Genomic DNA, 15,170 nt, shown 5'->3' with positions numbered 1-15,170 from the left:
CGCCCCCGCTCGCCCACCCCCGCCCGCCCCGCTCACCGCCCGAGCGCGGCGCCCCCCGGCTCGCCCCGCCCCCCCCCCCCCACCACACCAGAACCCCGGTCCGGCTCGTACCCTTCGGGGCACGAGCCGGACTCTTGTGTGAAACGACGCGCCAGCCCCCAGACCAAGCCCTCAGTCGAAGAGATCCTCAGCCGAATCGGCACTGACCGCACTCCGGATCCACCGCTCGATCTGCTCGGAATCGGTACACCCCTCGACGCGAGCACGAACATCCGCAGGAACATCAAGCCCGCGCGCCTCAAGCATGAGCAACAGCGCCTTCACCTCCCCCTCGGCGCGGTGGGTGAGGGCGAACTCTGACTGCCACTCGTACTTGTCGAGCTTCACCACGTCCTCCATGAGGTCACGGGCAGCGTCAGGTGAAGAGATCCTCAGCCGAGTCGGCGCTGACCGCACGCTGGATCCACCGCTCGATCTGCTCGGGATCAGTACATGCTTCGACCCGCGCGCGGACATCCTCGGAGACATCGAGACCGCGCGCCGCAAGCATCAGCAGCAGAGCCTTCACCTCCCCCTCGGTACGCCCCTCGCTACGCCCTTCCGCGCGGCCCTCTGCGCGGCCTTCGGCGCGGTGGGTGAGGGCGAACTCTGACTGCCACTCGTAGTTGTCGAGCTTCACCATGTCCTCCATGAGTTTGCGGGCGGCGTCAGAGAACCGCGACATTACGTAGTCATGATAGAGCGCTCCGGTGTCGCCGGTGAGTGAGCCGATGGCGGCGGAGAGGCCCCGGAGGACGGCTTCCGACTGCGGGCCGTCCGCGTGGGCGGGGGCGCTGAGGACCGCCAGTTCGGGGAGGCGGCGGGCCTGGTCCGGGTCGGTGATGGGGGGCAGCATCTCGGGATGGACGGTCAGGGGCTTGAGCACCCAACCGGGGTGTCCCATGTCGATCGGGACGGCGCATCCTCGTGCCGTGGCCTGGTCCGGGCACAGGACGAGAAGCACCACGGGGCAGCGGCGGCGCAGACGCAGCGACGCCAGGTAGGCGGGCCAGCTGTAGGTCTTCTGGCGTAAGGCTCGTAGTTGGGATTCGACCACGACGCCCAGAACGGGGGACTTCGGGTCGCCGAGCAGGACGGTGGCGTCGCAGCGCAGTTCAGCAGGGTTGGTGTCGGCGTAGGACTCCGACGCCAGCGTGGCTCGCGCGTTGGTGGACACGTTTAGTCCGAAGACGCTCCGCAACATCTCGGGGACGAGCTGCGGCCTGTTGCGGACCATCTCCAGCGGTAGCTCGTGTTCGTTGGTGGGCATGAAAGCAAGCTAAGAGTAATCACTTGGCAACGTAGAGCTATCGAGCCGATTCGGTCCCTGCGTGCCATGGCAGGGAGGATCGCCATAGCTCGATCGCGCTATCGAACTGGCCGGGGAGGGCGGTTGGTGTGCTGGTCAGGGGAGTAGGTGGGGGAGGAGGAGCCAGGCGCCCAGGGCGGTCATCGCGGCTCCGGAGAGGCGGGTGATCGTGCGGGCGGCTGCGGGGCGGGGGTTGAGGATGGTGCGGGTCAGTGTGCCCAGGCAGAGGTAGAAGGCGGCGCAGGTGGCCATGAAGGTCAGGCCCAGGACGGCGAGTTGTGCGGGGACCGGCCAGGCGTCACGCGGATCGGTGAACTGGGGCAGGAGGGCCAGGAAGATCAGCAGGCCCTTGGGGTTGAGGCCGCTCACGCCGACGCCGCGCAGGAAGGTGCCCCAGTCGGCGCCGGTGCCGGTCCGGACGTCGAGGGGGCCGGGGCGGGCGAAGGTCGTCGCGCCGTGCCAGACGAGGTAGAGGCCGCCGACGACGGTGAGGGCCGTCAGGGCGGACGGGGAGCCGGCGACCAGCGCGCCGACGCCTGCCGCGACGATCGCGGTCACCGCGGCGTAGCCGGTGACCAGCCCGGCCACGGCGGGTACGACGCCGCCGCGCAGTCCGGTGGAGAGGGTGAAGGCCCAGTCCGCGCCCGGGACGGCGATGAGCAGCAGGGACACCGCCCAGAACGCGAGCACCGATCCCGCTGCCATCGCATTCCTCCCCTTCTGGCGGCCATTACGGGGAGAATACGTTCGAACTGGCGGAAAATGGTTTTGACTTTTGGCCGTTCAGAACCCTTTTGTGGAAGAATCTGCTTTGTGGACGCCATCGATCGGAAGATCCTTGCCGTGCTCCAGGAGGACGGCCGGTTGACGGTCACCGAACTGGCGGCGCGGGTGGGGTTGAGCGTCTCGCCGTGCCACCGGCGGCTGCGGGAGCTGGAGCGCGGCGGCACGATCCGCGGGTACCGCGCGGTCGTGGACGCCGCCGCGCTCGGCCTGACCTTCCAGGCGCTGGTCTTCGTCACCATGCGGCAGGAGGACCGCGACACGCTGCTCGGCTTCGAGGCCGCCGTCGCGCGGGTGCCGGAGGTGGTGCAGGCCCAGCGCCTTTTCGGCGACCCCGACTATCTGCTGCGCATCGTCACCGCGGACCTGAAGGCCTATCAGGAACTGGAGGACGACGTCCTCGCGGCGTTGCCGGGGGTGCAGCGGCTGAACTCCACGCTGGTGATGAAGCACGTCGTGAACGATCGGCCGCTGCCCACCTGAGCTACTGCCTGACGATCCAGTGGTCGTTCGCGCCGGCACGGACGAATTGCAGGGACGGGCACAGATAGTCGCGGGGGTTCGGGGTCGCGGTCGGCTGCCAGGGCGAGTCCGAGGCGGTCGCCGGGCTCCAGGCGCCGTTCCTGCGGAGCTGGATGGAACTGCTCTCGAAGACGACGTTCTTCGCGTCCGCGCAGTAGTAGGCGTTGCCCGTGCTCGGGTCGCGGGACGCGTAGATCTCGAAGATGTCCCAGCCGTAGGTCAGCGAGCTCGTGTCCCGGCCCGATTTGCTGTAGAAGAGGCTCCAGGAATTCGTCGTGTAGTTGTACAGGTACGCCGACCACGCGTTGGTGGACGCGTTCGTCCTGACGAGCTGGACGCTGTAGGCGGGGCGCCCGTTCACGCTCTTGGTGTAGGTCCGGAGGAAGTTCGCGTCCATCTTCACCTCCTTGGCGGGCCCGTTGCCGCCGCACCAGTCCCAGGCCCAGATCTCGTTTCCGACGGCCTGGGAGTAGACGGTCGTGATCTCCATGCAGGACCCGGCGGCCTTGACGGTGGGCGTGTAGGTGAAGTCGGCGCTGTTGGACACCCGATAGCTCGTGTCGACGCTGTGGGTGGCGGTCAGCCCGTCGTGGGTGCCGGCGGCCGGTTCGACGCCCCAGAAGTGGTGGATCTGCTCGCGGCGCAGGCGGGAACGGTGCAGGTCGCGGAATCTCTGCACGGCCCGGGCGTTGCGGGCGTCGGAGACGAAGGTGCGGGCGCCCGCGACGTGCCCGCGTTTCGGGGCGGTCGGGTCGGCAGCGGAGGGGGCCGCGGAAACGCTCGCGGCGGGAATGGCGGTAAAGGCGGCGAGAACGGCGCAGGCGAGCAGGGTTCGACGCTGCATCACGCGACTCCTTGTGGCGGGGGGGCGGTCTGCTAGCGCGCGCTGGTGCCGTCCCAAAGAATCGCTATCCGCGCCTCATACTGTCAACGAAACGTTTTTCAACCCGCCTTCAGAAAGCGTAGAAGAAAAGGGACGGGCCCCGCGCTCCGGGCCCGTCCCGCACGCGTTTCAGCGGCGGTAGAGGTTCAGCTTCTCCTCGCCGATGCGCTCGCGCAGCGCCGGGTCGTCCACCCCCTGGCCCTCGCCGGTGGCGCCGCACAGGACCGCGACCTTGCCGATGTGCTGGTTCGTCTGGACGGCCCGGGTCGCGTCCCCCGCCTCGTCCAGCGGGAAGACCTTCGACAGCGTCGGGTGGATCATGCCGAGGCCGATCAGCCGGTTGATCTCGACGGCCTCGTGGTAGTTGAAGCCGTGCGAGCCGATGATGCTCTTCAGCCGCATCCAGAGGAACCGGTTGTCGTACTCGTGCCGGTACCCGGTGGAGGAGCCGCAGGTGACGATCTTGCCGCCGCGCTTGGCGACGTAGACGGACGCGCCGAACGTCTCGCGGCCGAGGTACTCGAACACGATGCCGGGGTCCTCGCCGACGAGCCGGCGGATCGCCTCGCCCAGCATCCGGCCGGCCTTCGGGTGCCGCAGGCCCTGCTCGCCGAGCTCCAGGTCGTTGCGGTTGATGATGTGGTCGCAGCCCTGCGAGCGGACGATGTCGGCCTTCTCCTCGGAGGAGACCACGGCGACCGGGATGCCGCCGCCGTTCTTCACGAGCTGCGTCGCGAACGAGCCGAGCCCGCCGGTCGCGCCCCAGATCAGCACGACGTCGCCCTGCTTCATGCGGGCGCCGTGCGACCCGACGAGCATCCGGTAGGCGGTCGCGGCGCACAGCGTGTTGGAGCCCGCCTCCTCCCACGTCAGGTGGGCGGGCTTGCGGATCAGCTGGTTCGCCTTGACGATGCAGTACTCGCCGAGCGACCCGAAGTTCGTCTCGAAGCCCCACGCGAGCTGGCTCTCCGACATCATGCCGTCGTCGTAGGAGCCGTGGTCCTCCTCGTCCACGTAGGACGGGGACAGCACGACCTTGTCGCCGACCTTCCAGCTCTTCACGCCGCTGCCGGTGCGCACGACGACGCCCGAGCCGTCCGAGCCGAGGATGTGGTACGGCAGGTCGTGCCGGGCGCCGTACCAGCCCTGCCGGCCGAACTTCTCCAGGAACGCGAACGTCGGGACCGGCTCGAAGATCGCCGACCAGACGGTGTTGAAGTTGATCGCGGCGGACATCACCGCGACGACGCACTCGTCGGGCGCGAGCTCGGGCATCTCGACCTCGCCGACGTGCAGGGAGCGGCGCACGTCCTTGTCGGTCTGGCCCTCGAAGATCCCGACCTCGTCCTTGCGGGTGAACGCCGCGCGGAAGCGGGTCGGCAGGTCGATCTCCTGCAGCTCGGGACCGCTCGCGCCGGACCGGACGGCGTCGAGCAGGGCGTGGGACGGGCCGGGGTGGGCCATGGGGAAGTCCTCCGTGGAACGGGGTTCGGGGGGCGGCCCTCAGCGGGCCGTGATCGGCGCGGGGACGGCGTCGCTCTCCCGCCGTCCCGCGAGCATGGCCTCCAGGTGCGCGGCGAGAACGCCCACACCGGGCGGATCGAGCAGGTTGAGATGGTGCGCGCCGGGGATCGTGACGATCTCCAGGTCGGCGCAGAGCCCGCCGAAACCGTTGGTCCCGTCGAGCACGTAGCGTGCGTCCCGCACGGCCCAGGGGGTCTCCTCGGGCGCGTAGTACAGGATGACGTGCCCGTCGTAGGGCTCCGGCTTGTACGCCTCCAGGGAACGGGTGTCCTGGTGGGACGTGAGCTGGTGGGTGAGCGCCGCCGGGGGGATGTGGTCGACCAGCGGCGCCGCACGCTCCATGACCAGCGCGAACTGCGACTCCTCGTCCAGCCCGGACAGCTCCTCGTAGGTGAGGGCGACCTCCAGGCCGTAGGTCTCGTTGATGTAGTCGGCGAACGCGGAGAAGCGCCGGGCGAGCGTGTCGGACTCGTCGTCCACCGCGAGCGGGAGGCCCGCGTCGAACAGCGCGACGAACTCGACCTCGCGGCCCGCCCGCGCCAGCTGCCGGGCGGTCTCGTAGGCGAGGACGCCGCCGAACGACCAGCCGCCGAGCCGGAACGCGCCCTCGGGCTGCGCCTCCATCAGGTGCCGGACGTAGCGGGCGGCGCGCTCCTCGACGGGCGGCGCGTCCTCGAACCGCTCCAGCCCGTACACCGGCTGGTCGTCGCCGAGCAGGTCGACGAGCTGGCGGTAGCAGGCGGTGGTGCCGCCGGCCGGGTGCGCGATGAAGATCGGACGCCGGTCCCCGGTGGATTTGAGAGGACGGACGGTCTGCCGCGCCGCCTCCTCGTCGGCCGCCCTGAGGTACTCGGCGACGTTCTGCGCCGTCGGCGTCTCGAACAGCTCCCCGCGGGTGACCTCGCCGCCGACCTCCCGCGCGACGAGGGCGACGACCCGGTCGGCGTCGCGGTCCCGGCCGCCGAGGTCGGCGAAGAAGTCGGCGGTGACGCCGACGCGGTCGAGGCCGAGGACGTCCTCGAAGATGCGGACGGCGAGGCGCTCGGCGGCGTCGCGCGGCATGACGTACCCGGACTCGGCGTTCGACACCGCCGCGGGGGCGGGGGCGCCGGCGTCGGCGAGGCCGAGCTCGCGGGCCGCCCACTCCTCGAAGACGTTCACGCTGGCGCCCTGGAGCAGCACCGACGCCGGGACGGTCAGCCCGAGGTCGTGCTCGACGCCGCTCTTGATCCGGACCGCGACGAGGGAATCGAGGCCGAGGTCGGTGAGCGGGACGGACGGGTCGAGGCGCTCCGGGTCGAAGCCGAGCACGGCCGCGATCCGGTGCCTGACCTGCGCGGCGATCATCTTGCGGGCGGTGGCCGGGTCGAGCTCCCCGAGCGCCTCCACGCCGGGCCAGTCACCGGCGTCGCCCGCGCCCAGCTCGTCGGCCGCCTCGGTGAGCGCGGCGAAGTAGGGCATGTTCCGGATCTCCGGGAACAGGCCGACGGCGGTGGCGGGGTCGAAGCGCAGCACGCCCGTCGCCGCCCTGCCGTGCACGAGGAGGGCCTCCAGCGCCTCCGCGCCCTCCGCCGGGCTGATCGGGTCGATCACGGCGACCGACGTCTCGGCGGCCCCGCCGACCCGCGACCACGTGCCCCAGTTGATGGTCGTCCCGGGGCGGCCGTTCGCGCGCCGGTACGCCATGAGCGCGTCGGTCGCGGCGTTCGCGGCGGCGTAGGCGGCCTGCCCCGGCGAGCCGAGCAGCGCGGCCGCCGAGGAGTGCGTGACGAGCCAGTCGAGGTCGAGGTCCCAGGTGGCCTCGCTGAGCCGCCGGGCGCCCTCGACCTTCGCCGTCCACACCCTGTGGAGATCCTCCGGGCCGAGGTCGGCGATCAGCCGGTCGTCGATCGCTCCGGCGCCGTGCACCACCCCGCACAGCCTGGCGCCGCCCTCCTGGGCGACCGCGACCAGGCGTTCGGCCGTGCCGGGCCGGGCGATGTCACCGAGCACGACGCCGACGTCGACGCCGTCCTCGCGCAGGCGGGCGATCACCTTCTCGGCGTCGGCGTCGGGGCCGCCGCGCCCGGACAGGACGATGCGCCCGGCGCCCCGCTCGGCCAGCAGCCGCGCGGTGACCAGGCCGATCCCGCCGTACCCGCCGGTGATGACGTACGCGCCGCCGCGCCGGACGGCGCGCTTCTTCCTGGCCGGCGTCTCCGGCAGGACGGCCTGCGCGAGGCGCGCCACGTGCCGGGTTCCGGCGCGCCAGGCGACCTCCCGCGCGTCGTCGCCCGCGAGCAGTTCCGCGACCAGATCGGCGGGACGGTCGACGTCCACATGGGTGGCGCGCTGGACGGTGCGTTCGAACGCCAGAACCCTGGTGAGCGCGCTGACGAACCCGTGGCCGGGCACGCCCTCCCCTGCCAGGGGCAGCGCGGAGCGGGTCGCGATGTAGAGGCGGGGGCCGTCGGGCAGCGAGCGGCTCACCCCGGCGACGGCGAGGACGAGTTCCTCGTCCACGAGATCGGCGGGCGGGACCAGCACGACGCCCTCGACCGGCTCGGCCATGGCCGGATGGTCGTCCGGCGGCCGGTTCGTCGGCCGGTGCCGGATGACGCGCCTCCCGCGCTCCTCCAGCCCGGCGGCCGCCGCGGTGCCCAGCGCGTCGTCCTCGTCGGCCAGCACCAGCCAGGTACCGCCTTCGGACGGCTCGGCGCCCTCCGGGAGGGGCGTCTCGTCCCAGACGAGTTCGACCAGCTTGTCGGCGAGCGGGACGGGGATGTCGTGGCGCTCGACCCGGCGGAGCACGATGCCGGTCGCCTCGGCGAGGACCTGGCCGTCCGCCGCCAGGAGCGCGACCGAGCCCGTCACGCCCTCCTCGCCCCGGACGACCCTCGCCTGGACGTGGCCGCCGCGGTGCGTCGGGCCGAACACGCGGAGGCTGCCGATCGTCTCGGCCTGCCACACGCCGCCGTCGCCGCCCGCCGCCTCGTCCGACAGCACGGACAGGCAGCGGTCGAAGACCTCGGGGTGCAGCCGGTAGTGGCGGCTGCCGCGCTCGGCGGCGGCGACCTCGGTGGCCGCGCCCGGCCCGGACGCGGCGGGGGGACGGCGGTCCTCCCCGACGTCCGCGCTGGCCAGCCGCGCCCACGTGCCCGCCGGGGTCAGCGCGTGGATCTCCACCCGCTGCTCCGCCTCGGTGAACGTCGTCGTCACGGTCGCGTGGTCGGCGAGCGCGAGCGGCCGCTCCATCCACAGGCTGTTGACACGGACGTCCTCGGTGCCGAGCGCGGCCGCGCCGGCGGCGAGCGCCATCTCCGCGAACGCCGCGACCGGCAGGGCGTGGACCCCCGCCTGAGCGCCGGCGCCGGCCGCGCCGCGCAGCCACGGCTGCGCGGCGAGCCCCACGTCGGCGCGCCAGGCGTGCCGGTCTTCGCCGGGAAGCTCCACATGCGCCCCCAGGAGGGGGTGCTCGTCGCGCTTGCCCGATGTGCTCGCCGACAGGTCGACCCAGTGCCACTCGTGCCGCCACGGCGACTGCGGGACGTCGACGATCCGCCCGTCCACGGGCCTGCCGATCGTGTGCCCGTGCGCGGCCAGGGTGGCGAGCTGCGCGTGGAACGTCAGCGTGTCGTCGGTCTCCTGGCCTTTCGGCGCCCGCTTGAGCGTGTGGGTGACGAGCGCGCCCGTCCCCTCCAGGGTCTCGCCCACCGCGTGCGCCAGGATCGGGTGCGCGTTGACCTCGACGAACGTCCGGAAGCCGTCCTCGGCGGCGGCCGCGACCGCGTCCGTGAGCCGCACCGCGTTCCGCAGGTTCGCCGCCCAGTGGTCGACGCCGAGGGCGGACGCGGAGTCGAGGTACGCGCGGGGATCGTCCTGGGCCGTGGTGTAGAGCCTGATGCCCTCGGCGAGCGGGGCGCCCCGCTCGGCCCCCACGTCGGCGAGGAGTTCGCGCAGCTCGGGCAGGAGCGGGTCGACCTGGGGCGAGTGGCCGGCGCCCTCGGCCTGCACCATCCGGGCGAGCCGGCCCTCGGCCTCGGCCCGCTCGACGATCTCGGCGACCTGTCCGGCGTCGCCGGTGACCACGGTCTGCCTCGGCGAGGAGTGCACGGCCGCGTAGACCTCGGGAAGCCCCTCGCCGAGCCGCGCGACCTCCGCGGCGGACGCGCCGAGGACCGCCATCGCGCCGCCGCCGACGAGCCGCGTCAGCAGGCGCGACCTGCGGCAGATGACGCGGACGCCGTCCTCCAGGGTGAGCGCGCCCGCGACGACGGCCGCGGCGACCTCGCCCATCGAGTGGCCGACCACCGCGCCGGGCGTGACGCCGTACGCCCGCCACATGCGGGCGAGGGCGATCTGGATCGCGAACAGGACCGGCATCGTGTCGGCCGGGCCGTCCGGTTTGCGGCCCTCTTCGAGGAGCGACCACAGGTCGGGGCCGCCCTCCTCGGCGAACAGGCCGTCCAGGTCGTCGATGGCCTCGGCGAACGCGGGCTCCTCCTCCAGGAGCCGCTGCGCCATGCCCGCGCGCTGCGCCCCGTACCCGGAGAACACCCAGACGGGACGGCCGGGCGCGCCGAGCGCCGTCCCCGTCACCACACCCGGGTGGGGACGCCCTTCGGCCAGGGCGGTCAGCCCTTCGACGAGCCCTGCGCGGTCTCTGGCGGCGACGGCGGCGCGGGCCCGTCCGCGGCCGGCGCGCCGGTGCAGGGTGCGGGCGACGTCAGCGAGCTTCACGTCCTGGTTCGGGAGCCACTCGGCCAGCAGGGCCGCGTGGTCGCGGATGCGGTCGTCGCTGGTGTCGGACAGGGGGAACGTCCTGACCACGGCCGGTTGGACGGTCGTCTCCTGCGCGGGAGCCTCTTCCAGGATGACGTGCGCGTTCGTCCCGCCGAAGCCGAACCCGGACACGCCCGCCCGTGCGGGACGCCCCCGGTCGGGCCACGGCGTCTCCTCGGCGACGACCGCCAGGCGCAGCTCGTCGAACGGGATGTGCGGGTTGGGCTCCTTGTAGTGCGCGCTGGGCGGGATGACCCGGTGGTGCAGCGCGAGGACCGTCTTGATGAGGCCCGCTATGCCCGCCGCGGACTCCATGTGCCCGAGATTGGACTTCGCGGAACCGAGCAGCAGCGGCTCTCCGGGGCCGCGGCCCGCGCCGAGGACCTCGCCGACCGCCTTGGCCTCGATGGGGTCGCCCAGGAACGTCCCCGTTCCGTGGGCCTCGACGTAGTCGACCTCTCGCGTGTCGACGCCCGCGCTCGCGTAGACGTCCCGCAGCAGGGAGCGCTGCGCGTCGGAGTTGGGGGCGACGAGGCCGTTCGAGCGCCCGTCGGAGTTGACGCCGGAGCCGCGGATCACGGCGAGGATCCGGTCGCCGTCCCGTTCCGCGTCCGACAGCCGCTTCAGGACGACGGCGCCGCAGCCCTCCGCGCGGACCATGCCGTCGGCGGAGGCGTCGAACGCCTTGCAGCGCCCGTCCGCCGCCGTCCCGCCGGCGAGGTCGAACGTCATCGTGACGGTCGGCGACAGCAGCAGGTTCACGCCCCCGGCCAGCGCGACGTCGGCCTCGCCGCCGCGCAGCGCCTGCGCGGCGAGATGCACCGAGACCAGCGACGACGAGCAGGCCGTGTCGACGATCATGCTGGGGCCGCGCAGGTCGAGCAGGTACGACAGCCGGCCCGCGATGATGCCGAGCGACGCGCCCGTCGCCGTGAACGGTTCGAGCGAGGCCAGGTCGGACGCGGTGAACGCGGCGTACTCCGGCGCCGACACGCCGACGAACACGCCCGTGCGGCTGCCGCGCAGCGAAGCCGGGCCGATGCCCGCGTGCTCGAACGCCTCCCACGCCACTTCGAGGACGAGCCGCTGCTGCGGGTCCATGACCGCGGCCTCGCGCGGGGTGATGCCGAAGAACTGCGCGTCGAACCCGGCGACGTCGCGCAGGAAACCGCCGAGCCGCGTCGTGCGGTCGAGCAGGTCGCCGACCTCGGGGGAGCCGTCGTCGAACGCGTCCCACCGGCCGTCCGGCACCTCGCGGATCGCGTCGCCGCGCCCGGTCAGGAAGCGCCAGTAGTCGTCCGGGCCGGTCAGGTCGCGGCCGCCGCCGGGGAAGCGCAGCCCGGCGCCGACGACGGCGATGGGCTCGTCGCTCGCGGCCCGCCTCGCGGCCGGCTCCGGCGCCGGGGTCTGCGCGGGGGTCCCGCCGGCCAGCGCGACGGAGAGTTTGTTGATCGTCGGGTGTTCCCAGACGAGGGTGGCGGGGAGGGCTCGCCCGAGCATCTGCTCGAGCTCGCCGGCGATCGCGACCGCGTCCCTGGAGGCCAGACCGAACTCCTCCAGCGGCCGGTCGGGGTCGACTTCGGCGGCGGTGGTCCTGGAGCGGCGCGCGATCTGCTCGATCAGGTGCCGGCGGACCGAATCCTCGCTGATCCGTGTCTCGTCCTGCGCGTTCTCCCGCGCGGCTCCGGAACGATCGTTGCTCTGCATGCGGTGCGTTCCCCCCATGAAACCGGGATCGTTCGTCGAAGCGGAGGGACCACTTTGTCTCACGATGACCGACTCACGATGCGCACCCAGACCACTTTTCTCCCCCACGTCTTGTCACGGTGATGACAAGACTCGGCAGTAACCAATGTGGCCTGATGGGATAGTTGTGGTACCGCGGCCTGGAGTCAGGGCCGAGTAACGAAGCGCCAACCAATAGTAACAATAGCGACGACTGTTTTTAGGGGGAAGCGGCGGATTTCCGCGGCCGGTGCGGGAGTTCACGCCGTACGGACTGTTGACCCGCGGCCGATACCGATGGGCGCTGGCGGTGGTGGCCGTCAGCGCATTCATGATCACCATGGACAACACGGTGGTCGCGAACGCGCTGCCCACCATCATGAGCGACCTCGACATGTCCAACTCGGCCAAGGACTGGGTCGCCACCGGCTACATCCTGATGTTCTCCTGCCTGATGGTGGCGGGCGGGCGGCTCACCGACGTCTTCGGCTGCCGCGTCACCTTCGTGTCCGGGATGGTCGTCTTCACCGCCGCGTCCGCCGTCTGCGGCCTCGCCCCCGACTCGGCGACCCTCATCCTCGCCCGCGTCGCGCAGGGCGCCGGCGCCGCCCTGGCCCTCCCCGCCACCCAGGTGATGGTCACCGTCGGACGCACCGACAAGCAGCGCTCCCTCGGCACGATCGTCTGGGTCGGCGCCGGCTCCAGCGCCACCGCCCTCGGCCCCACCATCGGCGGCTTCATCGTCCAGCAGTGGAGCTGGGGCTGGATCTTCCTGATCAACATCGTCCCCGGCGTGCTGGTCATCCTGCTCGGCCTGGTCGTCCTGACCGGCAAGGGCGAGAACCGCGACGCCCGGGTCGACCTGCCCGGCGTCCTCATCTCCGCCACGATGCTGTTCGCCTTCACCTACGGGCTGGAGTCGGGCAACAAGCACGGCTGGGCCGACCCGTCCGTCCTCAGCGTGTTCGCCCTCGCGTTCATCGCCCTGGCCTGCTTCGTCCTGGTGGAGAGCTGGGCCCCCGACCCGATGATCAATCTGCGGTTCTTCCGCAACCGGGTCTTCGCGGGCGGCCTGCTCTCGCAGATGCTCTACGGCATCGGCTTCAACGGGATGATCTTCTATTCGGCGACGTTCCTGCAGCGCTTCCTCGGCTTCTCCCCGCCCCAGGCGGGCCTGGTGATGCTGCCGCCGTCCATCGCCATCATGGTCATGACGCCCGTCGCGTTCTGGCTGGCCGCCAAGCTCGGCCCCCGCCCCGCCATCGGCGGCGGCCTCGCCCTCATGGCCTTCGGCATGTTCCTGTTCTCCACCATCCAGCAGGGGGACGGCTACGCCGACCTCATGCCCGGCGTCATGATCGTCGGCGTCGGCGCCGCGATGGGCATGCCGCTCGTCATGTACGTCCTCAAGGCCGTCCCGGAGCAGCAGGCGGGCGTCGCGAGCGGCATCATCAACGTCATCCGCGAGGCGTCGGGCGCCTTCGGCATCGCCATCATCGGCCTGCTCGTCCACCACGTCCCCGCGGAGGGCGCGAGCGCCGCCGAGCTGGAGACGTTCCGCAGCGGCACCGCCTCCGGCCTCATCCTCGGCGCCGTCCTGGTCCTCGTCGGCGGTCTGATCAGCGGCCTCACCCTCCCCAGCCGCCGCGGCTGGCTGGGGCCCAAGCACGGCAAGTCCTCACCCCTCGTCGAACCCGCGCCCCGCGGCTCCGACCCGTCCCCCCGCGACCCCGTCCCCGCGCTGACCGCCCCGGTCGCCGTCGCCGCACCCCCGGGCGAGCCCCTCCCACTCCCCCTCACCTGGGAGGAAGACCCCATGCCCGAACCCACGCCGGGCCCCCACTGGTGGACCGACACCGATCCGAAGCCCCAGGACGACACCTCCACCTGGGCAGCCGAAACCCCCTGGCCTCCGCCTCCTCCCGCTGCCAACCCCTGGAAGGACTGGCCCACCGCCGAGCCGCCGCCCGGCGCTCCCGCGTCCGAACCATCGGCAGAGGCCCCCGCACGAGTTCCGCCACCGGCGACCGAGGCGTTCCCCTTGCCCGGCGAACAGGGCGCAGCCGAAGAGGGGCCCGGCGACACCTCCCCCTGGACGCCCCCAGAACCCCCACCGAGCGCCAGCGAGATCGCCGGACCACCTGCCGCGCACGAAGGGGCAACGCCGATCGAAGGCACCCCGGCGGAGCTCCCGGAAGAACTCCCGGCCGAAGACGCGAAAACCCTGCCGGACGAAGGCCCGAGAGAGCCCGGTGAGCGGGCCGACCTCGACGACGACGGGGAGCGTCCGGCGCCGCCGGAGGGGTGGTACGAGCCCTATGTGCCCGAGGCGGAGCCGGTGGAGGAGCCTCGCATCGTCCCGCGCAGTGACGCCTGGTAGGAGGTGGACGTGAGCCGGATCGTGATCTTCGCGGCGGGGTCCCGGGGCGACATCCAGCCCTGCGTGGCGCTGGGGCGGGCGCTCCGAGCGCGGGGGGACGAGGTGCGGCTGGTCGCGAGTGCGCGGTACGCGCCGATGGTCGTCGCGGCGGGGCTGGAGCTCGCGCCGCTCACGGCGGATCCGACGGAGATCCTCGAATCGGACGCCGGGCAGGAGTTGCTGGCCGGGGGCCGGAATCCGGTGAAGTTCCTCGGCGGCTTCCGGCGGATCCTCGGACCGATGGCCGAACGGTTGCTGTCGGAGTGTTCGGACGCCTGTAAAGGCGCGGATCTGATTCTGGGACCCACACTCGGATTCCTTCCCCGGCACCTGGGCGAACATCTCGGCGTTCCGTGGGCATTGGTCCATTTCCAGCCGAGCGAGCCGACCGGGGCGTTCCCGCACCCGTTCGTCCCGCAGGCGCGCATGCTCGGGCCGTGGGCGAATCGGGCGAGCTTCCGCGCGGTCGATCAGATCGCGTGGCAGCTGTCGCGCCCGTTCATCAACCCGTGGCGGGACGAGGTGCTGGGGTTGCCGCGGCTGCCGCTGCGGGGACGGCGGTCCGACGGCGGCCCGGTGCTCGCGTGCTTCAGTCCGGTGGTGGTTCCGCGCCCCCGAGACTGGGCCTCGAACGTGAACCTGACGGGCTACTGGTTCCTCGACGAGCCGGAGTGGGAGCCTCCCGCGGACCTCGCGGATTTCCTGGCGGCGGGGCCCGCGCCGGTGTACGTCGGGTTCGGGAGCATGGTGCCGAAGGACGCCGAGATGACCGGGATGGCCGTGCGGACGGCCCTGAAACTCGCCGGAGTCCGCGGCATCGTTCAGGGCGACCCGGCGACGTCGGACGAGGACGTGCTCGCCGTCCGGGACGTGCCGCACTCGTGGCTGTTCCCGCGTATGGCGGCGGTCGTGCACCACGGGGGCGCCGGCACGACGGCGGCGGGGCTGCGGGCGGGCGTGCCCACCGTGGTGTGCCCGTTCTTCGGCGACCAGCCGTACTGGGGCGAACGCGTCGCGGCGCTGGGGGCGGGGCCCGCCCCGCTGCCGTTCCGCGCGATGACCGTCCCGCGGCTCGCCAGGAAGATCCGCCGTGCGGTCGGCGACCAGGGGATGGCCGACCGGGCGGGCGAGGCGGGGCGGCGCATCCGGGACGAGGACGGCATCGGACGGGCCCAGGAGATCATCGACTCGCTCCTGTGACGGGC

The 15,170-nt window shown here is 72.3% G+C and carries 9 protein-coding genes; 3 read left to right on the top strand and 6 right to left on the bottom strand.

The window, feature by feature from the left end; genetic code table 11:
• Nucleotides 1–171: 171 nt before the first annotated feature.
• The 3 genes from AB0C69_RS03085 to AB0C69_RS03075 all read right to left on the bottom strand — a co-directional run bounded on the left by AB0C69_RS03085 (nucleotide 172) and on the right by AB0C69_RS03075 (nucleotide 2,053).
• A complete protein-coding gene (locus AB0C69_RS03085; RefSeq protein WP_360349044.1) occupies nucleotides 172–387 on the bottom strand; it encodes a hypothetical protein in 216 nt (71 codons plus the stop codon).
• Between the two features lie 28 nt (nucleotides 388–415).
• A complete protein-coding gene (locus AB0C69_RS03080; protein WP_360349041.1) occupies nucleotides 416–1,309 on the bottom strand; it encodes a hypothetical protein in 894 nt (297 codons plus the stop codon).
• A 135-nt stretch (nucleotides 1,310–1,444) separates the two neighbouring features.
• Nucleotides 1,445–2,053: a LysE family translocator gene (locus tag AB0C69_RS03075; protein ID WP_360349038.1), complete on the bottom strand. Its 609-nt coding sequence runs from the start codon at nucleotides 2,051–2,053 to the stop codon at nucleotides 1,445–1,447.
• Between the two features lie 108 nt (nucleotides 2,054–2,161).
• Here AB0C69_RS03075 and AB0C69_RS03070 point away from each other — a divergent pair, with 108 nt between their 5' ends.
• Nucleotides 2,162–2,614 carry an Lrp/AsnC family transcriptional regulator gene (locus AB0C69_RS03070; RefSeq protein WP_185029243.1) on the top strand — a complete coding sequence of 151 codons (453 nt, stop codon included), beginning with the start codon at nucleotides 2,162–2,164 and terminating at the stop codon, nucleotides 2,612–2,614.
• Nucleotide 2,615: 1 nt separating this feature from the next.
• Here the strand turns inward: AB0C69_RS03070 and AB0C69_RS03065 are convergent, their stop codons facing one another.
• The 3 genes from AB0C69_RS03065 to AB0C69_RS03055 form a co-directional block, all read right to left on the bottom strand.
• Nucleotides 2,616–3,497 carry a carbohydrate-binding protein gene (locus AB0C69_RS03065; RefSeq protein WP_360349034.1) on the bottom strand — a complete coding sequence of 294 codons (882 nt, stop codon included), beginning with the start codon at nucleotides 3,495–3,497 and terminating at the stop codon, nucleotides 2,616–2,618.
• 168 nt (nucleotides 3,498–3,665) lie between these two features.
• Entirely contained in the window at nucleotides 3,666–5,000 is a 1,335-nt protein-coding gene (gene ccrA / locus AB0C69_RS03060) for a crotonyl-CoA carboxylase/reductase (protein WP_345180432.1), read from the bottom strand.
• A 39-nt stretch (nucleotides 5,001–5,039) separates the two neighbouring features.
• Nucleotides 5,040–11,528 (bottom strand): SDR family NAD(P)-dependent oxidoreductase, encoded by a 6,489-nt coding sequence (locus AB0C69_RS03055; RefSeq protein ID WP_360349030.1) that lies wholly within the window; start codon nucleotides 11,526–11,528, stop codon nucleotides 5,040–5,042.
• A 331-nt stretch (nucleotides 11,529–11,859) separates the two neighbouring features.
• Between AB0C69_RS03055 and AB0C69_RS03050 the strand changes: the two genes are divergently transcribed.
• On the top strand, nucleotides 11,860–13,926 hold the full coding sequence (locus AB0C69_RS03050; RefSeq protein WP_360349027.1) for a DHA2 family efflux MFS transporter permease subunit: 2,067 nt from the start codon (nucleotides 11,860–11,862) through the stop codon (nucleotides 13,924–13,926).
• Between the two features lie 9 nt (nucleotides 13,927–13,935).
• On the top strand, nucleotides 13,936–15,165 hold the full coding sequence (locus tag AB0C69_RS03045) for a glycosyltransferase (protein WP_360349024.1): 1,230 nt from the start codon (nucleotides 13,936–13,938) through the stop codon (nucleotides 15,163–15,165).
• Nucleotides 15,166–15,170 lie beyond the last annotated feature (5 nt).

The sequence above is a fragment of the Actinomadura sp. NPDC048032 genome (assembly GCF_040653175.1).
GTDB lineage: Bacteria > Actinomycetota > Actinomycetes > Streptosporangiales > Streptosporangiaceae > Spirillospora > Spirillospora verrucosospora.
The sequence above is the reverse complement of the archived record's forward strand: the minus strand, read 5'-3'. Positions and strand labels throughout refer to the sequence as shown.

Bases quoted from the DNA above. Each gene is read 5' to 3' on its own strand.
- AB0C69_RS03080 (WP_360349041.1), bottom strand. From the start codon at position 1,309: ATGCCCACCAACGAACACGAGCTACCGCTGGAGATGGTCCGCAACAGG.
- AB0C69_RS03075 (WP_360349038.1), bottom strand. From the start codon at position 2,053: ATGGCAGCGGGATCGGTGCTCGCGTTCTGGGCGGTGTCCCTGCTGCTC.
- AB0C69_RS03065 (WP_360349034.1), bottom strand. From the start codon at position 3,497: ATGCAGCGTCGAACCCTGCTCGCCTGCGCCGTTCTCGCCGCCTTTACC.
- ccrA (WP_345180432.1), bottom strand. From the start codon at position 5,000: ATGGCCCACCCCGGCCCGTCCCACGCCCTGCTCGACGCCGTCCGGTCC.
- AB0C69_RS03055 (WP_360349030.1), bottom strand. From the start codon at position 11,528: ATGCAGAGCAACGATCGTTCCGGAGCCGCGCGGGAGAACGCGCAGGAC.